Annotated in this window: 22 protein-coding genes; 5 read left to right on the top strand and 17 right to left on the bottom strand. The window is 73.6% G+C overall.

The genetic code is table 11. The annotated features are described in order from the left end of the window. Positions 1-245: 245 nt before the first annotated feature. The 7 genes from JT723_RS29315 to JT723_RS29285 form a co-directional block, all read right to left on the bottom strand. On the bottom strand, positions 246-1,403 hold the full coding sequence (locus JT723_RS29315; RefSeq protein ID WP_205047861.1) for an RNA polymerase sigma factor: 1,158 nt from the start codon (positions 1,401-1,403) through the stop codon (positions 246-248). Between the two features lie 13 nt (positions 1,404-1,416). Next, positions 1,417-1,824, bottom strand: coding sequence for a YciI family protein (locus JT723_RS29310; protein WP_205047860.1), 408 nt, complete (start codon positions 1,822-1,824; stop codon positions 1,417-1,419). A gap of 127 nt (positions 1,825-1,951) precedes the next feature. Next, positions 1,952-2,155, bottom strand: a complete 204-nt coding sequence (locus JT723_RS29305) for a bacteriocin immunity protein (RefSeq protein WP_205047859.1) — start codon at positions 2,153-2,155, stop codon at positions 1,952-1,954. 59 nt (positions 2,156-2,214) lie between these two features. Then, positions 2,215-6,681 (bottom strand): pyocin-S2/colicin E7-DNase domain-containing protein, encoded by a 4,467-nt coding sequence (locus JT723_RS29300; RefSeq protein WP_251513012.1) that lies wholly within the window; start codon positions 6,679-6,681, stop codon positions 2,215-2,217. Continuing rightward, positions 6,678-7,052 carry a hypothetical protein gene (locus tag JT723_RS29295; RefSeq protein WP_205047858.1) on the bottom strand — a complete coding sequence of 125 codons (375 nt, stop codon included), beginning with the start codon at positions 7,050-7,052 and terminating at the stop codon, positions 6,678-6,680. Before JT723_RS29295 ends, JT723_RS29300 begins: the two co-directional genes overlap by 4 nt. Positions 7,053-7,386: 334 nt before the next feature. Further along, the gene (locus JT723_RS29290) at positions 7,387-8,298 is read right to left on the bottom strand and encodes a M56 family metallopeptidase (RefSeq protein WP_205047857.1); all 912 of its coding nucleotides are present in this window, start codon (positions 8,296-8,298) and stop codon (positions 7,387-7,389) included. Positions 8,299-8,557: 259 nt separating this feature from the next. Further along, positions 8,558-8,977 (bottom strand): BlaI/MecI/CopY family transcriptional regulator, encoded by a 420-nt coding sequence (locus tag JT723_RS29285; protein ID WP_205047856.1) that lies wholly within the window; start codon positions 8,975-8,977, stop codon positions 8,558-8,560. 115 nt (positions 8,978-9,092) lie between these two features. On the opposite strand from JT723_RS29285, the gene JT723_RS29280 reads away from it, so the two are divergent. Together JT723_RS29280 and JT723_RS29275 are read left to right on the top strand one after the other, a co-directional pair. After that, a complete protein-coding gene (locus JT723_RS29280) occupies positions 9,093-9,755 on the top strand; it encodes a DedA family protein (protein WP_205047855.1) in 663 nt (220 codons plus the stop codon). Next, entirely contained in the window at positions 9,755-10,351 is a 597-nt protein-coding gene (locus JT723_RS29275; protein ID WP_205047854.1) for a phosphatase PAP2 family protein, read from the top strand. Before JT723_RS29280 ends, JT723_RS29275 begins: the two co-directional genes overlap by 1 nt. Before the next feature lie 553 nt (positions 10,352-10,904). Here JT723_RS29275 and JT723_RS29270 read toward each other — a convergent pair. From JT723_RS29270 to JT723_RS29255, 4 genes are all read right to left on the bottom strand, one after another. Next, a complete protein-coding gene (locus tag JT723_RS29270; RefSeq protein ID WP_205047853.1) occupies positions 10,905-15,866 on the bottom strand; it encodes a DNA repair ATPase in 4,962 nt (1,653 codons plus the stop codon). Positions 15,867-15,880: 14 nt separating this feature from the next. Next, positions 15,881-17,923 (bottom strand): SPFH domain-containing protein, encoded by a 2,043-nt coding sequence (locus tag JT723_RS29265; RefSeq protein WP_205047852.1) that lies wholly within the window; start codon positions 17,921-17,923, stop codon positions 15,881-15,883. Between the two features lie 9 nt (positions 17,924-17,932). Beyond that, complete coding sequence (locus JT723_RS29260) at positions 17,933-18,670, bottom strand: hypothetical protein (RefSeq protein ID WP_205047851.1); 738 nt, start codon at positions 18,668-18,670, stop codon at positions 17,933-17,935. Positions 18,671-18,862: 192 nt separating this feature from the next. Beyond that, positions 18,863-19,414, bottom strand: a complete 552-nt coding sequence (locus JT723_RS29255; RefSeq protein ID WP_205047850.1) for a YceI family protein — start codon at positions 19,412-19,414, stop codon at positions 18,863-18,865. A gap of 110 nt (positions 19,415-19,524) precedes the next feature. Here JT723_RS29255 and JT723_RS29250 point away from each other — a divergent pair, with 110 nt between their 5' ends. Beyond that, the gene (locus JT723_RS29250) at positions 19,525-20,034 is read left to right on the top strand and encodes a MarR family winged helix-turn-helix transcriptional regulator (protein ID WP_205047849.1); all 510 of its coding nucleotides are present in this window, start codon (positions 19,525-19,527) and stop codon (positions 20,032-20,034) included. Between the two features lie 549 nt (positions 20,035-20,583). Here JT723_RS29250 and JT723_RS29245 read toward each other — a convergent pair. From JT723_RS29245 to JT723_RS29220, 6 genes are all read right to left on the bottom strand, one after another. Then, positions 20,584-21,660, bottom strand: a complete 1,077-nt coding sequence (locus tag JT723_RS29245) for a PucR family transcriptional regulator (RefSeq protein ID WP_205047937.1) — start codon at positions 21,658-21,660, stop codon at positions 20,584-20,586. Positions 21,661-21,904: 244 nt separating this feature from the next. After that, positions 21,905-22,189: a Sec-independent protein translocase subunit TatA gene (tatA, locus tag JT723_RS29240; RefSeq protein ID WP_205047848.1), complete on the bottom strand. Its 285-nt coding sequence runs from the start codon at positions 22,187-22,189 to the stop codon at positions 21,905-21,907. A 166-nt stretch (positions 22,190-22,355) separates the two neighbouring features. After that, on the bottom strand, positions 22,356-23,135 hold the full coding sequence (locus JT723_RS29235; protein ID WP_205047847.1) for a hypothetical protein: 780 nt from the start codon (positions 23,133-23,135) through the stop codon (positions 22,356-22,358). A gap of 51 nt (positions 23,136-23,186) precedes the next feature. Beyond that, positions 23,187-23,696 (bottom strand): SigE family RNA polymerase sigma factor, encoded by a 510-nt coding sequence (locus tag JT723_RS29230; RefSeq protein WP_205047846.1) that lies wholly within the window; start codon positions 23,694-23,696, stop codon positions 23,187-23,189. Between the two features lie 192 nt (positions 23,697-23,888). Then, complete coding sequence (locus tag JT723_RS29225) at positions 23,889-24,029, bottom strand: hypothetical protein (RefSeq protein WP_205047845.1); 141 nt, start codon at positions 24,027-24,029, stop codon at positions 23,889-23,891. Next, positions 24,022-24,552: a MarR family winged helix-turn-helix transcriptional regulator gene (locus JT723_RS29220; RefSeq protein ID WP_205047844.1), complete on the bottom strand. Its 531-nt coding sequence runs from the start codon at positions 24,550-24,552 to the stop codon at positions 24,022-24,024. Before JT723_RS29220 ends, JT723_RS29225 begins: the two co-directional genes overlap by 8 nt. A 49-nt stretch (positions 24,553-24,601) precedes the next feature. Between JT723_RS29220 and JT723_RS29215 the strand changes: the two genes are divergently transcribed. Together JT723_RS29215 and JT723_RS29210 are read left to right on the top strand one after the other, a co-directional pair. After that, positions 24,602-25,372 (top strand): dienelactone hydrolase family protein, encoded by a 771-nt coding sequence (locus tag JT723_RS29215; protein ID WP_205047843.1) that lies wholly within the window; start codon positions 24,602-24,604, stop codon positions 25,370-25,372. A 270-nt stretch (positions 25,373-25,642) separates the two neighbouring features. Further along, positions 25,643-25,909 (top strand): DUF6295 family protein, encoded by a 267-nt coding sequence (locus JT723_RS29210; RefSeq protein WP_205047842.1) that lies wholly within the window; start codon positions 25,643-25,645, stop codon positions 25,907-25,909. The last annotated feature ends 94 nt before the right edge of the window (positions 25,910-26,003 follow it).

The raw sequence follows: 26,003 nt of genomic DNA, 5'->3' as shown, positions 1-26,003 counted from the left end.
CGCCGCACGGCTCACGCACCCCGCGGACCGCGAGCGCTCGCGTGCACCCCGACCGCCCCGCACCAGCGACGAGCGCTCACGTACGCCAGCCCCGCCTGGCTCCCCCGGCGAGCGCTCACCTACGCCCCGGCCGCGAGCGGCAACGTACACCGTGGGCGTTCAGCTACCGCCGCACGGCTCACGCACCCCGCGGACCGCGAGCGCCCACGTGCGCCCCGACCGCCCCGCACCCGCCGTCGGCGCGCTCAGCCATCGCCCCCGTCCCCCAGCAGCGCGTTCAGGCGGGCCGCCTGGCGGGTCAGGTGGGTGCGTTCGGGCAGGGACGGGGCCTGGTGGGCGGCGTCGGCGTACAGGCGGGCGGCGGCGCGGAGGTCGCCGGCCCGCTCGTGGAGGTACGCCGACGCCGCCGCGTACCGGGGCAGGTCGCCGGGGAGTGCGGCCAGTGCGGCGAGGCCCGCCCGGGGGCCGTCCGCCTCGCCGACGGCCACCGCGCGGTTCAGCCGTACGACCGGGCTGTCGGTCAGCCGCACCAGCTCGTCGTACCACTCGACGATCTGCACCCAGTCCGTCTCCTCCGCCGCCTGCGCGTCCGCGTGCAGCGCCGCGACGGCCGCCTGCGCCTGGAACTCGCCCAGCCGGTCGCGGGCCAGCGCCGCCTGCAGGACGTCCACGCCCTCGGCGATCATCGCGGTGTCCCACCGGCTGCGGTCCTGTTCGGCCAGCGGCACCAGGGAGCCGTCGGGTGCGGTCCTGGTGGCGTGCCGGGCGTGGTGCAGCAGCATCAGCGCGAGCAGGCCCGCGACCTCCGGGTGGTCGATCGCGGCGGACAGCTGCCTGGTCAGCCGGATCGCCTCCGCGGCGAGGTCGAGGTCGCCGGAGTAGCCCTCGTTGAAGACCAGGTAGAGGACCCGCAGCACGGTCGCGACGTCGCCCGGCCGGTCCAGGCGTACGCCCGAGACGGTGCGCTTGGCGCGGCTGATTCTCTGCGCCATCGTCGCCTCGGGTACGAGGTAGGCGCGGGCGATCTGCCGCGTCGTGAGCCCGCCGACCGCACGCAGCGTGAGCGCCACCGCGGAGGACGGCGTCAGGGAGGGGTGGGCGCACAGGAAGTACAGCTGGAGCGTGTCGTCGGCGGTGGACACCGGGCCGGGCGGCGGTTCCTCCTCCGCCCGGTCCTCCCGCCTGCGGCGGGCCGCCTCCGACCTGGCGGCATCCACGTAACGCCGCCAGGCCACGGTGATCAGCCACCCCTTGGGGTCCCGCGGCGGGTCCGCCGGCCAGCCGCGTACCGCCTCCACGAGCGCGTCCTGCACGGCGTCCTCGGCCGCCGCGAAGTCCGCGCCGCGCCGGACCAGGACGCCGAGCACGCTCGGCGTCAGGTTCCGCAGCAGGACCTCGTCCACGGTCGGCCGGCCGTCAGTCCGTGACGGTACGCAGCCCGTGCATGACGGGGCGCACCTCCAGCCACTCCTGCACCGGCCGCCCCCCGGCGCCGGGCGCGGCGGACAGCTCACCGGCGAGTTCGAGCGCCCGCTCGTACGTGTCCACGTCGATCATCATCCACCCGGCGATGAGGTCCTTGGTCTCGGCGAACGGCCCGTCCGTCACGGGCGGCCGCCCCTCCCCGTCGAACCGCACGAACGCCCCCTCCGGCGCGAGCGCCTGCCCGTCCACGTACTCCCCCGACTCCTCCAGCCGGTCAGCGAAGTCCTGCATGTACTCCACATGCGCCGTGATCTCCTCGGGCGTCCACTTCTCCATCGGCACGTCATTGACCGCCGCGGGGGCGCCCCTGTAGTGCTTGAGCAGCAGGTACTTGGCCATGGCTGGACCCTCCTCGTCCCGGTGCGGCCCATTGTGTGCCGCGGTGCACTCCTGGGTCGAAGCCGGCCTCCGCATCTCGACATCCGCGAGCCGCGCGTGCCCGGCGCATCCCGCGAGCCGGGCGGGCTCAGAGCGCGATCGGCCGGTACGCCAGAGCCTCGTCCACCACTTCCGCGGCGCTGAGCTGCGGATCGGAGTGGTAGATCAGATTCACCACACGAGGATGCGGGACATTCGCCTCAAGCAGCCGCACGAGCTCGTCGTGCTCGCTCTCCGTCCCTTCCCCGGCCATAATGCGCTCGACAAGCCGGACCAGCTCGTCCCTCGACATGATGCCCACCTCACCCTATCGAATACCCGGAAATGCAGCGGGGCGGATCTTTCGCCGCCTTATCCCATATGGTACCCGGGGTCGAGTATCCTGGCGTGGTACTGGGGTGTGACGACGACCAGGTTGTCGAGGTCGTAAACGCCGCCGCCGTGCTGAATCGGCGTCACGTGGTGCAGGACGTAGCGCTTGTTCCCGCCGACAGCCTGCTCGTCGGTGACGAACGGGGCCTTTCCCTGGGACATGAGGGTCTGGTTCGACGGGGAGAACTGCGGGGCCAGCGTCGGGTCCTTGGAAACCTCTTCCCAGAATGCCTCGCGGAAGTCGTCGAAACTCTTGAATTCCCGGCCCTGGAGTGCCCGTGCTATCTGCCCGGGAATTCTCCCCGCGTTTCCCGCGCTCCCCTTGAGCCACTGCCCGCTGACGTCGGCCAACCGCGATCCCCCGGTCACCGCACCCGGGCTGTTGCGCAGCACGGTCGCCTTGACGGCGGCGGCCAGGCACAGTTGCAGGCCCAGCGGGTCCACCCATTCCAGCGGGTTCGGCGCGTACGCGTGGGGGTTGGGCGCGGGTTCGAGACCCAGCGGGTCCGGGCTCAGGTACCGGGCGGTCTCCGGGTCGTAGTAGCGGTGGTGGTTGTAGTGGAGTCCTGTCTCCGGGTCGGCGTAGTGGCCCTGGAAACGCAGGGGGCAGTCCGTCGCGACGCCGTCCGGGTCGGCGTCGGGGTCCGCGTCGGGAGGCTCGTGGCGGGTGCCCCACAGGGTCGTACGCCCCTCCCAGTCCAGCGTGCCCCGGGCCGAGACGAGTTCGGTGGGCGTGCCGGCAGCGTCCGTGACGATCGCGTGGAAGCGCTCGGGGTCGCCCTGCTCCGGCGCCTCGCCGGGCTGCGACAGCCGAGACACACCCGACAGGCGGGACGTGCCCGGCCGCCGCGGCCCGGAGCGCCGGGTGATCTGGGCGACGGGGACGTGGGTGCCCGGGGCGTACTCCCAGGTCGTGCTGGTGCCGTCCGCCGCCAGCTGTTCGGCCAGGCAGGTCCCGTCCCAGCTGAAGTCCGTACGGTCGGCCCCGGGTAATCCGGCACCGCCGCCGCTGCGGCTCTTGGACAGCCGGCGGCCCAGCGGGTCGTAGGTGTAGGTCCAGGTGCCGTGCGCCGGTGTGGCCGTGCGGACCAGCCGGTCCTCGGCGTTCCAGGTGTACGTCCAGACCTTCCTGCCGCCGCTGAGCAGTCGGCGCGTCCTGCGGATCAGCCGCCCCTGCGCGTCGTGTTCGTAGGTCGTACGGCCTGCGTGCCGGATGAGCGTGCCGGTGAACTGCCGTGCTCCCGGGGCCGCGTGGCCGGGTGCGGCGGCGCGCGTCACGTTGCCGCCGGCGTCGTAGGCGTACGACTCCGCCCAGCCGTGCGCCCGCACGCCCGTGACCCGGCCCACCGCGTCGAGGTCGAAGTGCCGTGTGCCCGAGGTCAGTTCGCGGATCTCGCTCAGGCACGCGTCGTCCCGGTAGGTGTACGTGCGGTGCTGCAGGGTGGCGACGGCGGTGGACGAGGGACCGTCGGCCAGGGACTGGGAGGTGAGCTTGTCCGTCGCGTCCCACGTCTGGCGCAGGACGGCCGCGTCACCGACGGCGCGCTCGACCTCGCGGCCCGCGGCGTCATGGGTGAAGCGCAGGCTGCCGGACTCCGTGGCCAGGGCGCTCGGCCGGTCGGCGGCGTCGTAGGTCCAGGTGGACGTCAGGCCGGACGGGGTCGTCCGTGAGGTGCGGCGGCCGACCGGGTCGTAGGTGTACGCGGTGGTACGGCCGTTGAGCGTCTCCGCCACGGTGCGGCCCAGCGCGTCCCGCTCGATGCTCAGCTCCGCGTCCGCGTTCCGCGTGTGGACGAGGTCGCCCGCCGGGCCGTACGCGTAGGAGGTGACCTCTCCCGCACCCGTGCGCTGTGCGGTGATCCGGCCGAGGTCGTCCCGCGTGAAGTCGAGTGTCTCTGCGGCCCCGTTGGTGCGGGCGACCAGCTGGTTCGCCGCGTCGTGGGCGTAGGTCAGGGTCCTGCCGTTGAAGTCGGTCTCCGCCTGCAGCCTGCCTGCCGCGTCGTAGACGTAGGACCAGGTCAGGCCCTGGTGGTTGGTGACCCCGGTCAGCCGCAGCTCGGTGTCGTACGCGAAGGCGTACGTGGTGCCGTCCGGGTCGGTGCGGGTGGCGGGGACGTCGAAGGGGCCGACGGTGTGCCGGGTGGTGCGTCCGCCGCGGTCGGTGTGGGTGAGGAGGTTGCCCTCGCCGTCCCACGTCCACTCCTCGCGGGTGCCGTCCGCGTACTGCCGCCAGGCCGGCTTCCCCTCGACCGTCCATCCCAGGCGGGTCGATCGGCCCAGCCGGCCGACGAGTTCGACGATCCGGCCGAACCCGTCGCGGGTCACCGACGTCGTGCCGCCCAGCGGGTCGGTGATGGCGAGCGGAAGCCCTGCGGCATTGCAGGCGATGCGCGTCGTGTGGCCCAACGCGTCGGTCACGGAGGCGAGATGGCCCCGCTCGTCGTACGTCCGCCGGGTCACCGCGCCGAGCGGGTCGGTCGTGGAGAGCAGGTTGCCGCTCCGGTCGTAGGCGTAACGCCACGTCGCACCGCCGGGTTCGACGACTTCCAGCGGCCGGCCGCGCCCGTCGTGGTCGGCGTGCGCCGTCGAGCCGTCCGGCCGGGTGACGGCGGTCATGCACCCGCGCTCGTCGTAGGCATAGCGGGTCGTACGTCCCAACGGGTCCGTCGAGGAGGTCCGTTCGCCGAGCGTCGCGTCCCACTGCGTGCGGGTGACGTGGCCGAGCGGGTCGGTCTCCTCGGTCACCAGGCCCTCGGCGCCGTAGCGGTGGACCGACTCCCTGCCGAGGGAGTCCCGGTAGGTGGTGGTGCGGGACTCCTCGTCATAGGTGAGGCGGCCGGAGAGGAAGGAGCCGGTGCCGTCGGTGCGGACGACCCGGCCGCGGCGGTCGTAGGTGTAGGTGAACGTGGTGCCGTTGCGGTCGGTCCACGACGTCATGCGGCCCTGCTCGTCGTAGGTGAAACGCAGCGGCGACCCCGACGAGTTGACGACCTCGGCGAGGTTGCCCGCCTTGTCGTAGCCGTAGCGCATCACGACCGTTCCGGGGCTGCCGGTGCCGCCCGTGTTGCCGGGACCCGGCGGCTCGTAGGGCGGGGGCGCGGCGTCGAGTACGCGCAGCGCCGTGATCCTCGGCCCCGCGGTGTCCACGGCCACGTGGTAGCCGCCGGAATGGCGCAGCGCGGTGGGGATGCCCTCGGGGGTGCGGTCGATGTCGATACGGTCGCCGTTGCGGTCCTGCCAGCTGTCCAGCGGCAGATGCGCCACGCCCGGCGTGCCGGAGGGAACCGGTGTGCTGAAACTGCGGACCACACCGGAGTCCGGGTCCGTGACGGTCATGACCCCGTCCGGCCTGCCGTCCCACTCCAGCGGCCACCGCACGCCCTTGGCCGGCAGCACGGCCCCGCCGGGCCGCGGAATCGGGTAGACCAGCCGCATCCCGTCGGCCGCTGCGAAGACCGCACCCTCCGCGTCGAGTTGGATGTGCTCGTCCAGCGTGGACGCCCAACTCGACCCGAAGCACAGGCCGGCCCTGAAGGAGGACATGTGGGTGCGCCGGAAGACCAGGGGCAGCGTGCCCGGCAGCGTCAGATCGGTCTGCGTCATGACCATCGCGCCGGTGGCCACGTCGACCGGTTCGCCGACACACGGGATCTGCGCGGTCTGGCGGGCCGCGGGACCCAGGTCCACCAGGTCGGGCCGCAGGACCGAGGGGCGCGACCACGGGAGGCTGTGCAGGATGTCGGCCCCGTCGAGCCCGGCCGCGGCCTTCGCCAGGCTGGTGACGCCGCCGAGCCCCCCACCGAAGATCATGCCGCTCTCGGCGGCTTCGTTGACCTCGTCCAGGCTCAGGCCCTGCTGCAGCCCGGTGGCGATCTTGAGCGGCTGCGCTATCGCGAGGTCGACGGTCACCGACTCCATGCCGCCGAACGCGGCCGCGGCCAGCGTCGTCCCGGCGATCTCCGCCACGGTCGTGGACACCGCGATGCCCAGCGTCCCGGCCAGGTCGATGATCGCGTCCGTCGCCGCGGCCGACGCGGCCGCGGATATGCCCGCGGTGAAGAAGGCCAGACCGATCCCGGCGACGATGACCGTCGCGTCGATACCGATCTGCGTCCACAGCTTGTTGATGGCGTCGTCCACCGCGTCGGCGAACGCGTCCAGCGCGTCCGCCATGCCGCGCGCGGACTTGGCGAGATCGCTCAGCCAGCCCGTGTCCCCGGCGCCCGCGTAGCGGCCCCAGAACGTCCCGAACGCGGCTATCGACTCACCCTTGTTGTTGTGGATGAGCGAGGTCGCCGCGTTGTTCACCGGCGTACGGACGTCGTCGACCGAGCCGGCGAATGTCCGCCACGCGCCCGCCGCGGCACGCAGGGTCCCGGAGTTGGCGTCCGGCCACCACATGCCCATCTTCATGAGCAGCTTCTTGGCCTCGTCCTCGACGCTCACCGGCCGGAACCGTCCTGCTGCTGCGGGGACTTGGGGTCCAGCGGGGTGAACATTCCCCGGATGGCCTCCTCGTTGTCCACGAAGCCGTCCGACATGTCCGCCATCGCCTCGTGGATGCTCGTGAGGCCGAGGACGAGGATGCCGGCCGCGCCCTCGATGTTCGTCTGCTGCGGCTTGTACGCGTCGGAGAACTGGGTGCCCTGGTCGTCGTCGCCCCAGGGCGCGCCCAGGCCGTCGAGCGTGGTGACCAGCGTCGTCAGCGCGGTGCCCAGGCTGACGGCCTGCTGCTGGAAGATCGGGGCTGCCGCCTTGAGGTCGGCCGTTCTGATCGACAGGACCTCGCCGTGACCGTCACCGTCACCGTGACCCACTGAACACTCCCCCGAGCTGTGACGTTACGTGACCATCCACCGTACCCGGGGCGATCGCCTGCGGCGGTGCGGAATCCGGCCACATCCCGGGGCCGCGCCCCCACCCCCCACCCGCCGGTGGTCCGGCACGGACCGAGCAGCCCCTTTGGGTCGGTGACGACCCGCGCCTCCGGTGGGGGCTTGGCGCGCAGTTCCCCGCGCCCCTCAAAAACGCTCACCCTCTGCGGAAGAGGGCACCCACCCAGGGGCGGGGGAACTGCGGGGTCAGCCGCGGTGGTGGGGAGGGGGAAGGACCGGCGCAAGGGGCAGGTTGGCCGGGGGGACCCCGGAGGGGCTATTCGGATTGGGCCACTTCGATGGAGCCGTGGAGGTCGTGGGCCGCCTCCAGGGCGCAGGCGGTGGAGAGGGCGAGACAGCAGGCCAGGGCGAGGGCGACCGTGCGGGGGGTGCGGGGTGGGTGGGGGCGGGTCAGGAGGGCCGCCACGCGGCGGGGTACGGGGCCGGCCGCGGCCGGGAGGGCCGCGAGGGGCCGCGGGGAGGTGGGCCGGGTGGCCAGGGCCGCCCGGCCGATGGCACGGGCGGCGACGCGCCGGTCGCCCACCGCCGTGGCGGCGGACTCGTCGGCCCAGCGTTCGAGCGCGTAGGACAGCGGGCCGCGCAGTAGGCGCAGGGCAGGGTGGGCGGCGCAGGACAGGGCGAGGGCCGTGAGGAAGAGGTGGTGGCGCCCGGTGAGGTGGGCGCGTTCGTGGGCGAGCAGGACCTCGCGTTCCGCGGGGTCGAGCGCCCTGAGCATGCCGGTGGTGACGACGATGCGCCCGGGCCGCCCGGGGAGTGCGTACGCGTCGGGGCCGTCCTCGTCCAGGACGGTGAGGTCGCCGCCCGCGGAACCGGCCGCGGCGGCGGCCCTGCGGGCGCGGGCGGCCAGCAGGACGCGCTGCCGTGACGTACGCAGCAGGGCCGCGCCGACCGCGGCGAGCAGCACGGTGGCGGCGCATGCGGCCGGGACGGTGCCCTGGTCGCCGACGACGGGCAGTACGAGGTGGCCGAACGCGGCCACCGGCGGGAGCCGCAGCGCACCGGCCCCGGCGAGCAGCGCCAGCGCGGCCGTACTGCACGCGGCCAGCACGACCGCCGAACCGGCCAGCAGCCATGCCGCGGTCCGCGGCGCCAGCGCCTCGGCCAGCCGCCTGGCGGCGGGCGCGGCGAGCAGCGGCAGCAGCAAGGGCACCCAGACGGCGACGATCACACCCGCTCACCTCCTCCGAGCCGCACACCACGGGTCTGACCGCAACCCACCCGAGTCCCCAACCGCACACCACCGACCCGACCGGAACCCACCCGCGTCCCCAACCGGACACCGCCGACCCGACCGCAACTCACCCGCGTCCACAGCCGGACACCACCGACCCGACCGGAACCCACCCGGGGGCTCGGCTGGGGGACGAGGGGCGGGGCGGCGGGCGGCTGGGGTCTCATACTGCCGCCCCGGGCGCGGGCGCGGCGGCTCACCGGGGGTCGTCCTCGGTGGCGGGCGGCGGCACCTCCGCCAGGAGGGCGCGCAGCACCTGTTCGTCGGCCGCGTCCAGCTCGGACACGAAACGCGCCAGGACCGTGCCGCGCAGGCCCTCCTCCGACTTGTCCAGTTCGGTGCGCATGCGGCGGGCGGCGAGGCCGGGCGGGTCCTGGGCCGGAAGGTAGGCGTAGCCGCGGCCGGAGCGGGTGCGGCTGACGGAGCCCTTGTCGTGGAGGCGGGCGAGGATCGTGGTGACGGTGGTGCGTGCGAGGTCGGCACCGAGGGCGGCGACGAGTTCCCGCTGGACGTCGGCGGGCGTGAGCGCCCGCCCGTTCGCCGCCCAGAGCGCAGCGAGCACGCTTGCCTCCAGCTCGCCCGAAGGGCGGCGGGCCGACGCACTGGCCTCCGGCATGGAATCGCTCCTTCCCGCTCGTTCGTCTACAGTTCTGTAGACCGACTACTCGACTGTAGTCGGAAGGGGTGCCGCGCCGCGCCCCCCGGACCCATTATGGGAGGGCTCCACCGCCATGCCCCTGCCCGTGCTGAACCAGGCCGTGAACGTGCTCGACGCGACCTCGCTGCTGTCCTCCTTCGGAGCCGTCGGCATCGCCGTCGTCATGTTCGCCGAAACCGGTCTGCTCATCGGCTTTTTCCTGCCCGGTGACTCGCTCCTCTTCACCGCGGGACTGCTCAGCGTGTCCGGTGCGTCCGATGTGGTGCATCTCTCGCTGTGGCAGGTGCTCGTCGCCGCGCTCGCGGGGGCGCTGCTGGGCGCGCAGACCGGTTACGCCATCGGACGGCGCGGCGGCCCTGCCCTGCTCGCCAGAACCAGAAGCCGCAAGATCCACCAGGGCACGCAGCGGGCCGGCGAGCTGCTGGAGCGCTACGGGCACGCCAAGGCCGTCGTCCTGGCGCGCTTCGTACCCGTCGTGCGCACCGTCCTGAACCCGCTGGCCGGCGCGCTCGGCGTGCCCGCCGGGACCTTCACCCTCTGGCAGGTCGCCGGCGGCACCGTGTGGAGCGTCGGGCTGGTCCTCGGCGGCTACGGCCTCGGCTCGTCCGTCCCGCACGTCGACACCTACCTGCTGCCGATCGTGGCGCTCATCGTCGTGCTGTCCCTGGCCCCGCTGGCCATGGAGGTCGTACGCAGCCGCCGCGCCGCCGCGGCCGGGAACTCGGAGGGCGCGTGATGACCTCCAAGTTCGACGCGGGCCTCTACCGCTGGGTCACCGACCTCGCGCACCGCACCCCGCAGCCCCTCGACGACGTCATCCGCTTCTTCAGCGACTACGGGCTCGGCGTCTTCGCCGTCATGATGCTCGCGGTGTGGTGGCGGGCCAGGTCCGCGGACGCCGCCCGCATGGCCGCGGCGCTGTGCGTACCGCTCGTCGTCGTCGCCGTCTTCCTGGTCAACGACCTCGTGAAGTCCGCCTTCGCCGAGCAGCGGCCCTGCCAGACGCTGCACACCGTCACCGTCGAGACCTGCCCGGGCCTGGGCGACTACGCCTTCCCCAGCAACCACACGGCGATCGCCGCCGCCTGCGCGGTCGCCCTGCTGCTCGCCTCCCGGCGTACCGGCCTGTACGCGATCCCCGTCGCGCTCCTGATGGGCGCATCGCGGGTGTGGATCGGGGTGCACTACCCGCACGACGTGCTGGCCGCACTCGTGCTCGGCACGCTCGTCGGCTGGCCGCTGGCCCTCGCCTCGCGGCGGGCGGCACCGGTGGTGGTACGGCTGCGCGAGACCAGGCTCAAGGCGCTCGTGAGCAGCGCGACGGCGGTGTAGTTCGCGGCGGCGGTGCGGGCGCCCCGGGGCGTGGGGGGCGTAGGGGCGCCCGGGGCCGGGCTCGGTCGCGGCTCAGTAGCGGCTCAGTAGCGGCTCAGTAGCGGTCGAGGATCAGCTGCGTCTTGAGGATGTCGCCGCGGTAGAGCCAGTCGTGCGCGTCCGCGACGGCCCGAGGAGGTTGTGTTCACGCCAGGACGGTTCCGTCCCCGGGTAAGCGCACGGTTCCCCCCGGGGGGAGGCCGCATGAACCCGCGGCGTCGCCCCGGATCCCGCCACTTGCGCTGCCGCGCCCGCCTTTCCCCCGGTGGGGGCTTGTCTCGCAGTTCCCCGAGCCCCTGGGTGATTGCCACTTGCTGTGGCGTTGCTTCCTTTCGCCCCGTTGAGGCTGGGCGCGCAGTTCCCCGCGCCCCTGAAAAACGCTCACCCTCCTGCGCAGAGGGCGCCGCCTGAAAGCGCCGGCCCTGCGCACAGAGGGCAACCATCAGGGGCGCGCGGAACTGCGCGACAAGCCCCACCCGCGGGATGACGCGACGCCACAGCAAGTGGCAACCCCTCAGGCGAGGGCGGCTCGCAGGGCGGCCAGGTGGTGGAGGGCGGAGGTCGCGCCGGAGGCGAGGACGTGGGACTCGGCCCGGTAGTGGTCGGTGATGAGCGCGTCGACGTCCGCGGACGTCAGCGTGGGGTGGAGGCGGCTCACGAGCCGGGTCATGTCGCGGTAGGAACCCTGGAGCAGGAAAGGCTCACCCCCTCCCGTAGCGGCAGCGATATACGCCGAGTTGACGGCGAGGATCACGCGCCGCACCTGCAGCGCCTGCCGCAGCACGGCGAGGACGGAGGCCAGCTCGTCCGCCTCGTACGGGTACGTGAGCCCGTCCGCGCCGGCCGTCGGGTCGGCGGCGGCGAGCCGCAGCAGGAGTTCCAGGTCGGAGCGTTCGCGACCGGCGAGCGGCGCGAGCACCGGGTTGGCGGTGAGCGCGTTCTCGACGTAGCTGAGCGCGAAGACGTCCTCGCGGCCGGTCAGGACGTCGCCGAGGTTCCACACGTCGGCGCGGTTGGCGAGCATGTCGGGCACCCGGAAGCGCCCGCCGGACTCGGTGTAGGGGTTGCCCGACATGCAGACGGCGAAGCGTTTGCCGCGCAGTTCGTGCGTGCCGCCGGCGCCTTCGATGCGGCGCTGGGCGTCGCACAACGGGATGAACTTCTGCAGGAGTTCGGGCGAGGTGTGCTGGATGTCGTCGAGGTGGAGCAGGACGTTGGAGCCGAGCGCGAGCGCGAAGTCGAGCTTCTCGACCTCGCGCCGGGCGGTGGCGTCCGGCGCCATGTCCGGGTCGAGGGAGGTGGTGCCGGTGCCGAGTGCGGGTCCCGAGACGGTGACGAGCGCGAGGCCGAGGCGGGCGGCGACGTATTCGACCAGGGTGGTCTTGCCGTACCCGGGCGGTGAGAGCAGCATCAGCAGGCCGCCGGCGGTGCCGAACTGCTTGGCGAGGCTGTCGCCGACGAGCGGCAGGTAGACCTCGTCCAGCAGCCGGTTGCGCACGAAGCCGGTGAGCGGGCGCGGGCGGTACGCGGCGAGCCCGAGCCGGTCGCGCTCGGCGGCGACGACGGCGGTGCGGTGGCGCTGGTACGCGCGGTACGCCGGCACCTCCTCGCTGCGGAAGCGGCGTACCGCGGTGAGGAGTTCGTCCAGCCGCAGGTCCAACCGGCCCTGCACGATGCGCGGGTGGGCGCCCAGCAGCCCCTCGACGGTGACGTCGACGCCGCCGCCGGCCGCGTACCGTACGGCGTCGGCGCCGCAGACCAGTGCGGCCGCGGTCTCCAGGTGGTCGCCGTGGGCGCCGTTCTCGCCGGCGAAGGAGCCGAGCCAGCCGAGGGCCAGCTGCCAGCGCGCGGCCAGGTCCCCGCCGAGCGCGTCGAGGTCGGCGACGACCTCCTTGTACGGCACCCCGTCGGTGCCGCCGAGCGCGTCGGCGAACCGCCGCCCGACGTCTGCTGCGGCCTCGCCCGCGACGAACCCGGCCTGCTCGGCGGCGAGTTCCGCGACCAGGTACTCGCCGACCAGGTCGCTGTCCGCTCCCGTCTCGACACCCGCGGCCCGCAGGAAAGCGGCCGCGGCGCCGCCGAGTTCGGCGCCGAGCGCCTCCAGCGCACCGGCGGTGGCGGCGCCGCCGAAGGCCGCAGCCCGGGTCAGGGAGCGCGCCCGTGTCGTCCACGCGGCCCGCCCGCCCGCGTCGGTGCCGTGCACCCAGAAGAGCTGCGCGGCGGCCCGCACTCCCGGCGGGTAGCGCAGCAGCCCGGCGCCCGGCGCGACGGCGGCGAGGGCGTCGAGCAGCACGGCGGCGTCGTGGTCGTGCACCCCGCGCTGGTATCCCTCGTCGACCCGCGCCTGCACGGCCTCCCGCACCAGCCCTTCGGCATCGGCAAGCCATCCACCCCCACCAGACCGCCCCCCGCCACCGGGCGTGCCGGCACCCCCACCCGCGCGCAACCCGGCACCACCCGCGGCATCGACGCCGGCCCCCACCGAACCCGCACCCCCGACCGGGCGCAACCCGGCGGAAGGCGGGGCGCCCGCGGCCCCACCAGGCCTCAGCTCGGTGCCGGACGCACCGGCGCCACCCACCGCGCCCCCACCCGGGCGCAACCCGGCACCACCCGCGGCATCGACGCCGGCCCCCACCGAACCCGCACCCCCGACCGGGCGCAACCCGGCGGAAGGCGGGGCGCCCGCGGCCCCACCAGGCCGCAGCTCGGTGCCGGACGTGGCGCCCGGCAGGGGGAGCGCGTCCAGGAGGAGGGTGGCCGCCAGGTATTCGGAGCGGTAGAGGTCGGGGGTCTCGGAGACCAGGGGGCGGGTCCAGAAGCGGCGGGTTGCCGCGAAGGCGGGATCGCCCACCGGCGCGAGGTAGTCCGTGCCGGTGACGGTGAAGGCGAGGGTGTCGCCGTGCGGGACGAGGGCCAGGTCGAAGGGGTGGGCGTTGACCGGGAAGCGGTGGCGGCCGAGGCGGATGGTGGCGCCGTCGTCCTCGTAGAGGTCGGCGCGGTCGCGCAGGGTGCGGGCGGCGTCCTGGCGGGCGGCGGCCAGCGCGGCGGTCAGTTCCGCGGCGCGGGCCGGGTCGCCCGACTCCCGCAGCTCCGCGGCGATCCTGCGGTGCTGCGCCGGCATCGGGTCGGATGCGAAGTAGGTGTTGACGTCGTCGGGTGAGGCGAGGGCGGCGGCCCGGCGGCGGACGCCGTCCAGGATGCGCTCCGCGGATTCGGCCAACCGCCCGGCTCGCTGGGCGCGTTCGTCGGCCAGTGACTGCTTGCGGGCGGCCAGGGTCTGCTGGATCTCGTCGCGGCGCTCGGCGAGTGCGGCGAGGCGCTCGGGGTCGGTGGCGAAGCGCGTCGTGAGGTTCTCGACCTGGACCAGCAGGCGGCCCAGGTGCAGGTCGCACGCCTCGGGGGTGTCGGCGGCGGCGAGCGCCCCGCTGACGCTCTGCGCGAGCAGTGCGCTCTCCGCGGCGAACTCGGCTGCGGACTCGGCGCCGAGCAGCTCGCGGCGGCGGGCGTCGAGCACGGCCCTGGCCTGGTTGACCGCGCCGAGGACGTCGGCGGCCGCGGCGAGGATGCGGGTGCGTACGGTCGCGTCGGTGATCTCCAGGGTCGCGGCCGTCTCGGTGACGGTGGCGAGGCCCTGCGCCAGCTCGTCGAGGTCCGCGCCGACCGCGTCGCCGTCGGCTGCGGTGTCCAAGTCGGCGGCGGACGCGGCGAGTTCGGCGGCCCGGGCGCGGAAGCCGTCGAAGGCGTGCTCGTCGGCGAAGCATGCGGCGGCCCGGGAAGCGGCGGACGCCGACTCGGCGGCCAGCGAGGCGGACAGCGCGTCGAGCCGGCCGAGGTCGGCGTAGCGCGTCTCGCGCAGCGTCACCAGCCTGCCCTGCGCCTGGCGCAGGGCGGTGAGCCGGGTGACCCACTCCTCGGCGCCCGCGGCGGCCTCGCCGCGCACCCGGCGTACCAGGGTCGTGACTTGGGCGGCGGCCTCGTCGACGGCCTGCCCGGCGCGGGCGGTGGCCTCGCGTACCCGGGCGTATTCGGCGAGCACGTCGGCGGCGGTGTCGCGGACCGCGGTGAGCGGGGCGTCCAGGCCGAAGCAGCCGTCGTCGGCGAGCCAGTGGTGGCGGTCGAGGACCCGGTCGCAGGAGGCGGCGAGTGCCTGGTAGACGGCGGCGCCCGGTGCGGTCTCCAGGGCGGCGCGGGCCACCGACAGGGCGTCGGAGACGGCGCGTACGAGGTCGGCGTTGCCGATCCTGGCCAGCGGCCCTTCGCCCGCGGGCTGCGCCGCCGCCCAGGTGTCGGAGACGAAGGGCGTCCGCCAGCGCTGGAGGGTGTGGACGCGCGCGGGCTCGTCGCCGTCGGCGGGGCGCAGGGTCAGCAGGGTGCCGTCGTCGTAGAGTGCGGCGCCCTGCACGGTCAGCGGGGCGGCGACCTCCTTGCGGATCAGGTTGTAGGGCAGCAGCAGCCGGCGGCCCTCGGCGTGGAAGACGTACAGCACGTCCTCGCCGTTCGCGGACCGCACGAGGCGTTCGAAGTCCAGCCGCACACCGCCGGTTTCGAGGTCGAAGGTGCGGGTGCCGCCGGTGGCGAGCGCGTAGCCCCCGGGGAAGACCACGCCTTGCTCGTCGGGCAGCCGCAGGCAGGCCTGGCCGATCGCGTCGAGCCTTTCGACCTGCTCGGTACGGGTGTTGACGGCGAAGTAGCGGTCGGTGTCCTCGTGGTAGGGGCGCACGCGGAGCAGCAGCAGCGGTTCCACCCAGGCGTGTTCGACGTCGGCGTCGGCCAGCGACTGCAGCGCGTCCTCGACCGGCTCCTCGTGGACGGTGTCGCCGACGGTGACCGTCAGGGTGCCGCCGGTGGGGTCGACGGTGACGCCGCCGAAGGCCAGGTGCGGGTGCCGCCCGGGCACATGGGCCTCGCGGCCCGCGGGTGTCCAGGTGACGGCGTAGGCCCCGCCGTCGGCTTCTGCGGTGTCGCGGGCCGTGCCCTGGTAGGCGTAGCCGCCGTCGGGGCCGATGCGCCAGCCGAGCGCCTTGACGTCGGCGGGCGAGGGTCCCGTGCGGAAGACGGCCAGCAGGCGGCCTTCCAGGGCGCGCAGCCGCAGCAGCCGGGTCTGCCGGTAGTAGCGGTACAGCTCGCGGAAGTCCCGTACGAACTGCGGGTCGTCGAGCAGCCCGGCCACCGGCTCGTCGGCCTCCCGCAGCGACAGGACGTCGGCGACGTCCTCGACCTGTGCGGGGTTCGCGCCGAAGAGCAGCCCGGCGCCGACCGGTGCGACGTCGGCGGGCAGCGACGCCCGCCGGGTGCCGAGGCGTTCGGTGCCGGCCAGGTGCAGTTCGCCGCCGCCGAAGGCCTCCTGCCGGGCGGAGTTGAGGGCCTCGGCCCGCCCGGCCAGCTCGCGGGCCGCCGCGGCCAGCCGCTCGCGCAGCAGGTCGTAGGCGTCCGCGTCGAGCCGGTCACCGCGGGTTTCACCCGTGTCTGTCATGACGGGGCGCCCGCTCACTTCTTCGCGAGGCCGTTGGCCGGTGCGCCGGCCAACGAGGGCTGCTGGGCCTGGAGTTGCCCGAGCAGTGCGGCGAGGACGGTGGCGGCGTTGCCGTTGCCGGTGGCGCCGCCGTTGCCTGCGGCCAGGGCGCTGAGCACCTTGGTGGCGTCCTCGGTGAAGCGCCCTGAGCCGTCGAGCCAGTCGGCGCCGAGCGCCTTGACCGTCTCGGAGCTGCCGACGAAGGAGTCGACGCTGCGGCCCGCGGCGACCGCGCCGAGCAGCCGGTCGAAGAAGACGGTGTCGCCGCCGACGATCTGGATGTCGGCCTTCTCCAGGCCCGTTGCCAGCACGGTCGCCTGCGCCTCGGCGATCTGCCGCTGCGTCTCCAGGCCCGCGAGCCGTACGTCCTTGTCGGCCGCCAGCCGCAGCCGGTACTCCTCGTGGCCGCGCGAGGCGTCGTCCAGTGCCGCCATCGCGGCGGCCTTCTCGGTCAGGCCGGCGGCCTCCGCCTTGAGCCGCCCGCCGATCAGCGCGGACTCCGCCGCGGCCTGTGCGGTGGTGCCCTCGGCCTCCGCGAGCGCCTTGGCCCGCACCCCGTCCGCCTCGGCCTTCAGCCGCGCGGCGGTCGCCTCCGCCTCGGCCACCCCCACCTTGCTGATCGCGGCGGCGCTGCGTTCGTGCACCTCGACCTCGGCGAGCCCGGCCGCCGCGGCCTCCGCGCGCATGCCCTCGGCCAGCCGGATCTTGGCGGCCGCGTCCAGCTCGGAGGCGGCCTTGCGCGCCTCGGCCATGGTCAGCGCCTCGCGCGCCTTGTGCTGCGCGGCCTGCTCCGCGGCCTCCGCGGCCTTGATGTCCTTGACCAGCTGCTCCTGCGCCTGCGCCTCGGCGGTGATGACCAGCGCCTGCCGCTCTCGTTCGGCCTCCTGCACCAGCCGCAGCGCCTTGATCGACTCCTCCTGCTCGGCGACCGTGCGGTCCACCGCGATGCGTTCGCGTACGACGTCGGCGACCTCCCGGCGCTCGCCCTCGACCTCCTTGTCCTTGGAGATCCTGGCCAGCTCCGTCTCCCGCTCGCGCGCGATGACTTCGAGGACCCGGTCCTTCTCGATGCGCTCGTTCTCCACCGCGATGACCCGTTCGCGGTTCTTCTGCGCGACGGCGATCTCCCGCTCCTGGTTCTGCCGCTGCACGCCGAGTTGCTCCTCGGTGCGCAGGAACGCGCCCTGGGCGCCGAGCCGTTCCTCCTCCTGGACGCGGGCGGTGACCGCCTCCTCCTTGGCCCGCAGCGTCTCGACCTCGCGGCGCTGCTTGATCTCCGCCTCGGCCTGCCGGCGTTCCAGCTCCAGGATGGTCTCCCGGGCGTCGACGTTCTGCCGGGTGATCTCCTTCTGCTCGGTGCGCTGGAACTCGTTGGTGCGCACATGCTCGATCGCGGTCAGCTCGGTGATCTTCCTGATGCCCTGCGCGTCCAGGATGTTGGCCGGGTCCAGCTGGGTCAGCGGGGTCTGCTCCAGGAAGTCGATCGCGCAGTCCTCCAGGTGGTAGCCGTTGAGGTCGGTACCGATGACCTGGATGATCTGGTCACGGAAGTGCTCGCGGTGGGTGTAGAGGTCGACGAAGTCCAGCTGCTTGCCCACGGTCTTGAGCGCCTCGGAGAACTTCGCGCTGAACAGCGCCTGCAGCGTCTCCTGGTGGCTGGCCCGCTCGGTGCCGATCGCCTGCGCGACCTTCACCACGTCCTCCTTGGTCTTGTTGACCCGGACGAAGAAGGTGAGGTGGATGTCCGCGCGGATGTTGTCCTGGCAGATCAGACCCTCGCGGCCGGTGCGCTGGATCTCGATGGTCTTCACCGAGATGTCCATCAGCTCGGCATTGTGCAGCACCGGCAGGACGACGGCGCCCGTGAAGGTGACGTCCACCTGGCGGGTGCGGGAGATGATCAGCGCCTGGCCCTGCTCGACCTTGCGGAAGAGCCGGCTGACGGTGAAGAGCACTCCGAGTGCGATGAGCGCGAGAACGGCGACGAGCACACCGATCCCTATGGCAGTGGCATCCATGGCGGATCCTCAGGTGGTGGTGAAGGTGTCGAGAGGTTCGAGCGTGTCGAAGGGTGCGACCCAGAAGAACTCGCCGTCCGGGTCGTAGGCGTACAGCAGCGCGCTGCTGCCGGAGGTGAAGGTGTCCCCGCCGGTCTGCCGGACCTGCACCACGGCGGTCGAGCCGTCGGGTGCGGCGACCTCGGCCTGCCCGAAGCGGGCGGTGACGGTGCCGGTGCGGATGACGCACACCCGGCCGACGAAGTCCTCACGGGAGGGCGGCCGGACGTCGGGGAAGAGCCGGCGCAGCGGGCGTACCAGCAGCCAGGTGCCGGACCAGGCGCCGGCCGGCGCGGCGGCGGTCACGACGAGCCCGAGCAGGACGCGGACCGTCCTGCCCGGCAGGTCGGCGCCGTGCAGGGCGGCGGAGCCGGCCAGGCTCAGGAACCAGGACAGGGCGACCAGCAGCGACAGCACGACGGTGACGGGCACCCCGCCGAGCCCCGCGGCGGCCAGCGCCCCGGCCCCGCCGCCGTGCCCGTCGGCCTCGCCCCCCAGGCGGTCATGGCGCCCCCCGTTGACGCCATGACCGCTGTGCCCCCCGTTTCCCCCTGCCCCCCCGTGTCCACCTGCGGCGCCGTGGTGCCAGGGACCGTGCGCGTCGGCGCCGCCGACCAGCACGATCGCCCAGAAGGCCACCACGGCCACCAGTCCCCCGGTGAACAGCACGGTCGGAAAGCCGAGGACGACGTCGGTGAACTGCCCCATTCCCCGTTCGCCTCCCCCTGCCGGCTCTTCGACCGCCGCAGCGATCCTGGCAGTAGGGGGGCGAGCCGGGCATTGCCGCTTTCCGGCAGAGTTCTTGCGCGCATCGCGTCCGGGTCGTACGGGAACCGAAACGCCACCGGCCGCCGTCCGCGTACTGACGCGGGCGGCGGCCGGTGCGGTGCACCCGGTGGATCAGGCCTGGGCGACGCCCGCCTCGATCTCCAGCGCGATCTTGATCTTGTCGCTGACCGCGGCACCGGCGGCACCGCCGGTCACGCCGAAGTCGCCGCGGCTGATCTCGGTGGCGGCGGAGAAGCCGGCCACCGCGTTGCCGTCGAAGCCCTTGCCGAAGCCGTTCAGCTCCAGCTTGAGGGTGACCTGCTTGGTCACGCCGTGCAGCGTCAGCTCACCGTCGACCTCGAACAGCTCGGCGGTCTGCGGGCGGATGCCGGTGGAGCGGAAGGTCATCTCGGGGAAGTTCTCGACGTCCAGGAAGTCCGCGCTGCGCACGTGGCCGTCCCGGGTCTCGTTGTTGGTGCTCACCGACGCGGTCTTGATCACCGCGTTGACGGTGGACTCCAGCGGGTCCTCGGCGGTCACGATGGTGCCCTCGAAGGCCGCGAAGTGACCGCGGACCTTGGAGACGCCGAGGTGACGGACGTAGAAGGACACGTCGGAGTGCACGGTGTCGATCGTCCACGTACCGGCGACATAGCCGTCGATCACTGCGGTCTGCGAACTCATGGCAGATACTCCTTGGACGGAACCATCGAAGGTTGGTGATTGTGGTGATTGAAGGCTCAGCCACCATATCCCGCTGGTGTTGAGAGTTCAACCACCGTTATGATGAACATATGGACGATGTGCGCTGGCTGAGCGCGGAGGAGCAGGAGATCTGGCGGGCGTACCTGTCCGCCACGGTCGCCTTCTCCGCGCACATAGACCGGCAGATGCGACAGGACTCGGGCATGCCCATGGCTTACTACGAGATCCTCGTCCGCCTCTCGGAGGCGCCGCACCGGCGCCTCCGTATGAGTGAACTCGCAGACGTCTCGCTCTCTTCCCGCAGCCGGCTCTCCCACGCGGTCGCTGCGCTCGAGCGCAACGGGTGGGTCGAACGGCGCCCCGCCGACGGGGACCGCCGCGGGTGGGTCTGCGCGCTCACCGAAGACGGTTACGCGGCCCTCGCCGCGGCCGCCCCCGGGCACGTCACGACCGTGCGTGAGCACATCTTCGACGTGCTCACGCCTGAGCAGCTCCAGTCCCTGCGGGACATCGGCGAGGCGATCAGCGCGGGCCTGCGCACGGAGTGCGCTGCCGCGCGGGCGGAAGACGAAGCCGGCGCCGACGCCTGCGACTCCTGACCCGCCTTCCCCCGGTGGGGGCTTGTCGCGCCGTTCCGCCCCCGGAGCTTCGCCTTGGGGTACCCCCAGCGCCCCCAGGTGGGTGCCACTTGCTGTGGCATTGCTTCTATCCCGCTCCTCGGGCTGGGCGCGCAGTTCCCCGCGCCCCTGAAAAACGCTCCCCCTCTGCGCAAGAGGGCACCCGCCCAGGGGCGAGGGGAACTGCGCGCCCAGCCGCGACGGCGGGAAAGACGACCGCCCACCGCAAGGGGCAGGACCTCAAGGGGCGCTGGGGGTACCCCCAGGCGAAGCTCTGGGGGCGGAACTGCGCCACCAGCCACTCGCGCACCGAAAGGTGCAAGCGCGCCTCAAGGGGCAATCGCCTCAGGAGGCGCTGGGGGTACCCCCAGGCGAAGCTCTGGGGGCGGAACTGCGCGCGCAACCCACCGCCGGGGGAAAGCCGACCGCCCACCGCAAGGGGCACCCCCCAGGGGCGCGGGGAACTGCGCGCCCAGCCACGATGGCGGGGAGGTCGCAGGGCGGGGGACGCACCCGGGAGGGGGCGACGGGCTAAGGGGGCGGCCAGCCCAGGAGGCGGGCGCCCATGGCGGCGGTTTCGAGGGTGTAGCGCTGGAGCGGGTCGTCCGGGTCGAAGCCGGTGAGCGCGGCTATGCGCTCAAGCCGGTAGGAGAGTGCGCGCACGCTGAGATCGAGGCGGCGCGCGGCCTCCGCGTTGACATAGCCCGCGGCAGCGTACGCCGAGATGGTCGCGAGCAGCGGCTCCGCCCCGCCGCGGGCGGTGGCCAGCGGCCCGAGCACGGACTGCACGAGGTCGGTCATCGCGGCCCGGTCCCGCATGAGGACCGGGAAGACGAGCAGGTCGGCGGCGTTCAGGACGCGCCCGTCGAGGGCGAGCCGCTCGGCGAGGTCGAGCGCGCTGAGCGCCTCCTCGTAGGAGCGCACGACGCCCACGGCCCCGCTGTGCGGCCGGCTGACCGCGACCCGTGTTCCGTCGGGCGCGCACGCGAGCTTGACGAAGGCGTCGAAGACCTGCCGCTGCCCGGTGGGCGCGACGCACACGAGCCGGCCGTCCTTGGGCGCGATGAGCGCGTCGTGGTCGCCGAAGCGGCCGGCGAGTTCGCGTTCGATACGGCGCAGCAGCGGGTGCGCGTCGTCGTACGGCTCCCCCGGCGGGTGCGCGGCGACCGCGACGACGTGGCGTTCCGCGAGCCGCAGCCCGAAGCCTTCGGCCTGCTCGGCGATCCGCCCGGGGTCACTGCGGCCGTAGAGCAGGTCGTCGACGAAGGCGCGGCGGGCGGCTTCCGCCCGCCGCACGGCGTGCCGCTGGGCGCGGGCGTGGCCTTCGGCGAGCGCGCCGACACCCGCCTCGATCGCGCCGAGTACAGCGGCGCCGACGCTGCGCAGTTCCGCGGTGTCGCGGGCGCCGGCGACGCCGGGCAGTGAGCCCCAGGCGCGGCGGGCGGCGGCGAGGTGGACCGTGGTGAGTTCGCGCAGGCCGATGCCGGCGTCGGCGGCCTGTTCGCCGAGTGCCCTGCGGCTCTCGCGTTCCGCACGGGTCAGCGCCCGGCAGCTGCGGGAGACCTCGGCGAGGGTCTCGGGGAATCCGGCCAGGAATTCCGCGGGCACCGGGGCCGTGCCTGCGGGCGTACTTCCGCCTGTGCCCGTCGGCGTACCGGCTCCGGCCGTCACCACGTCCTCACCCCTGCCCCTGGCCTGAACCTGACGCCCGGCTTCCGCAACCCGGACGCCGAGAACCTACCAAGACTGCCGGATCCCGGAAAAGGCGGCCTCCCCGGGCGGCACCGGGCGCCCGGACAGCACGAGGCCCCGGACGGCAGCAGCCGTCCGGGGCCTGGTGCGGGTGGTGGCGCTACTTCGCCGTGGTGGCCTGCTGCGTCGGGGCGGCCTCGTTCGCGGTGACCACGTCACTGGGGGTGATGGCCTCGGGCGCCGGGGTCGGCGTGGACGTCGGCGCGGCACTCGCGGTGGTGCCCTTGTCGTCGTCGGTCTTCATCGCCTTGGCCTCGGACTTCAGGATGCGCATCGACTTGCCCAGGCCGCGGGCGGCCTCGGGAAGCTTCTTCGAACCGAACAGCACGATGACGACGATCGCCACCACGATCAGGTGCCACGGCTCCAGCCCGTTTCGCAACATGGGATCCTCGCTTCACTCAGGGGGCGAACTGCTTCGTACGTCCTGCGCCTCGACTTCGCATTGTCACCCGAAAGCCGCCGCGGACGGCACCCGGGTATTCAAAGCATGCGCAAAAAGCGCGTGAACGGGAAGACCCCCCAGGTCTGGCGCCGCCCGGCCCGATGTGTCAGCCGGCGTACGGCTTGGGCTTGGGCAGCGAGGCCAGCAGGTGCTTCCAGTCGGCGCTGGTGACCATCGCGGTCATCTGGGCGACGTCCAGCGGCGGGTTCTTGCGGGTGATGGGGGCGCCCTTCTCCGCGCTGGAGTTCCACTGGTTCAGCTGGACCTGGGAGCCGTCCGGTGTGACGAACGTCGCCGTCCAGTCCTTGGTCTCGACGCGGTGGTCGGGGTACTCGTAGCCCTTGATGATCTGCAGGGTGCCGCCGTGCACATGGGTGAGGGAGCACCAGACGCCGGAGGCCCGCACCTGCCCGCACGGTTCGAGGGGCTGGCCGTCGCGCTGCAGGCCCACGGCGACCTCGGCGGGGCCCTTGCCGTCATCGAAGACGGCGCTGGCGGACGCGAAGGGGAAGCCGAAGTCCGCGGGGCCGCTGCCCTGCAGGTCCTTGACCGTGCCGTGCGGCAGCAGCCCGGCGAAGACGGCGGCGACCTGCTCGCCGGTGACCGCCGCCGCGGCGGGCTTGGCGGCCGGCTTGGGCTGCTCGGGGGCCGCGGCCACACCGCTGGTGTGCCCGTCGTGCTGCGCGAGCCCGCCGGCCAGGACACCGCCGACCGCGACCGCGGCGATCGCGGCGGCGCCCGCAACGGCGCCCGCGGTACGCCGGCGGCGCATCCTGCGGCCTGCCTGGTGGCCCGCGTCGACGAGTTCGCGCGGGTCGGCGGGGCGGAAGGTGTCGGCGGTGCGGCGCAGCGCGTCGCCGAGGTCGTCTTCGAATTCCACGGGCATGGGGGTGTCCTCACGGGGGTGTTCCGGGGTGGTCCCGGTGGGTGTGGTGGGTCAGTGGGCGATGAGGTCGGCAAGCTCGCCGCCCAGTTCGTCCCGCAGCCGCCCGAGGGCGCGGACGCAGCGGGTTCGTATCGCGCCCGGGGTGGCGTCCATCGCCGCCGCCGTCTCCTCGATACTGCGGTCCTCCCAGTACCGCAGGACGAGGACGGCCCTGTCCTTGGGGGCCAGCCGGGCGAGTGCTTCGAGCAGGGTGACGCGCAGGGTGGTGTCGCTGCCGGCGCCCGCCGGGAGGTCGGGCGGTTCCGCGATGGGGCGTTCCGTGCTGCTGCGGCGCCGCTGGTGCGTCAGGAACGCCCGGACCAGGACGGTCTGGGCGTACGCGGCGGGATTGCCGAGCTTGGAGGTGCGGTTCCACACCAGGTACATCCGGCCCAGGGTCTCCTGGACCAGATCCTCGGCCAGGTGCGTGTCACCGCTGGTGAGCAGGCAGGCCGAGCGGTACAGCGGGCCGGTGCGTATCCGGGCGAACTCCAGGTACGCCTGGGTCTGCGCTTTTCGCACGCTCGCGGCTCCCTTCCCGTCGGCCTTCCACCTCTCTGACGCGATGGGAGGCCGCGGGCGTTACAGCCCGGGAGCGGTCACTTCTCCTGTTCTCGGTCGGTCTTCCTGCTCTCCCCCTGCCTTCGGCGGGAGGTGCCCCCATCCTCCGCGGGCGGCCTCGTTCCTCGGCCGACCACTGCGGAAGCTCGGGCGTCAGGCCCGGGGTGCCGCGCAGCAGGGATAGTGGTCGGGGCGGCCGGTCGCCGTGGCGCCGCTCCCGGTGCCGGGCGCCAGGCGTATGCCCGCGGGCTCGGGCCGGTCCGCGGGCTCGGGCCGGTCCGCGGGCTCAGACATGGCGGGTGATCCTCTCCAGCAGCGGAAGGGCCGCCGCCAGCACGGCCTGCTCCTCGGGGGTCAGCTCGTCGCTGATGGCCTGCGTCAGCCGCCTCCCCCTCTCCCGCCGGGCGCCGCTCAGGCCCGCCCGCCCGGCCTCCGAGAGCGACACGAGGATGCGCCGGCCGTCCGCCGGGTCGGACGCCCGGGTGACCAGGCCGCGCTCGTGCAGCACGCCGAGGATCGCGGCCATGGACTGCGGGCGTACGCCCTCGCCCGCCGCCAGTTCGGAACCCGTCGCCGGCCCCTCGCGGTCCAGCCGCACCAGCACGGAGGTCTGCGACAAGGTCAGCTCGTCGTCGGGCCGGAACCGCCGCAGCCGCCTCACCAGGGGGCCGATGGCGGCCCGCAGATCCGCCGCAAGCCGCGCGGCCCCCCCGCCCGGTTCCGCGGCCTGCCCGGCACCCCCGGCCCGCGCGGCCTCCGTGGCCGGCGCGTGGGCTGGTGTCGGGTCGGGGGGCGGGGCCTTGCTGCTGGCCGTCATGGTCTTCAGCATAAACTGATCAGTCCAGCCTTATGGTATAGCTGGCGCCATGACTGGCTACCCGGACACCTCCCCCGGCTCGCTCTTCGCGACCACCATCTCCGTCGCCGGGCACGGCGGCGACCAGATCGAGGCGTATCTCGCCCGCCCCGCCGGCGACCGCAGCCGCGGCGGCGTCGTGGTCATCCACCACCTGCCCGGCTACGACCGGCAGACCAAGGAGATGGTCAGGCACTTCGCGGAACTCGGCTACGACGCGATCTGCCCCAACCTCTTCAGCCGCGAAGCCCCCGGCGCGGACCCCGCCGACGCCAGCGCCACCGTCCGCGCGGCCGGCGGCGTACCCGACGAGCGCCTCGTCGGCGACGTCGAGGGCGCCGCCGCGTACCTGCGGGCGCTGCCCGCCGCCAACGGCAGGGTCGGCGTCATCGGACACTGCTCGGGCGGCCGCCAGGCCGTCCTGGCCGCCTGCCGCCTCGACCTGGACGCGGCCGTCGACTGCTACGGCGCCTTCGTCGTCGGCGAGGTGCCCGAGGGCATCACCTTGCGCGTCACCAACCTGGTCCCCGACCTGCCGAACCTCTCGGCACCGCTGCTCGGCCTTTTCGGCGCCCTCGACCAGCACCCCAGCCCCGAGCAGGTCGCGGAACTCGGCCGCATCCTCACCGAGCAGGGCAGCGACTTCGAATTCCACAGCTACGAGGACGCCGGCCACGGTTTCTTCGCCGTCAACCGCCCCGCCTACAACGTGGCCGCCGCCACCGACGGCTGGGACCGTATCGCCGCCTTCTTCGGCAAGCACCTCCAGGAGAAGGGCTGACGCCCGAGCTTCCGCAGTGGTCGGCCGAGGCACGAGGCCGCCCGCGGAGGAAGGGAGCAGGAAGACCGACCGACAAACAGGAGGGCTGACGCCCGAGCTTCCGCAGTGGTCGGCCGAGGCACGAGGCCGCCCGCGGAGGAAGGGAGCAGGAAGACCGACCGACAAACAGAAGGGCTGACGCCCGAGCTTCCGCAGTGGTCGGCCGAGGAACGAGGCCGCCCGCGGAGGAAGGGAGCAGGAAGACCGACCGACAAACAGAAGGGCTGAGACATGTGCACATACGCCACTTTCAAGGACGAGGTCGACGGCAGCGCCAAGGGGCCGGGCGGGGCGTGGTTCCACGTCTCCGACGTGACCGTCTACTTCGACCACCCCGTCCACGCGATGGCCGAGCACACCCTGAACATCGACTTCGCCGACCCCGGCAGGGGGCCGGCCGCCCGGGTGGCCGTGGAACTGACCGCGGAGTCCGCGGAACGGCTGGTCGCGGCGATCCAGGCGGCGCTGGCCGCCGTACCCGCCGGAATGCGCGTCTGAGGCTCCCGGGCGGGGGCCGCGGTCCGGGCCGGACATGAATGCGGTGCGGGCGGCAGCTGCCGCCCGCACCGTGGTGCATCCGCTGGCTGTAGGA

The sequence above is a fragment of the Actinacidiphila bryophytorum genome (assembly GCF_016916835.1).
GTDB classification, from domain to species: domain Bacteria; phylum Actinomycetota; class Actinomycetes; order Streptomycetales; family Streptomycetaceae; genus Actinacidiphila; species Actinacidiphila bryophytorum.
This window is presented reverse-complemented; position numbering and strand designations above follow the sequence as displayed.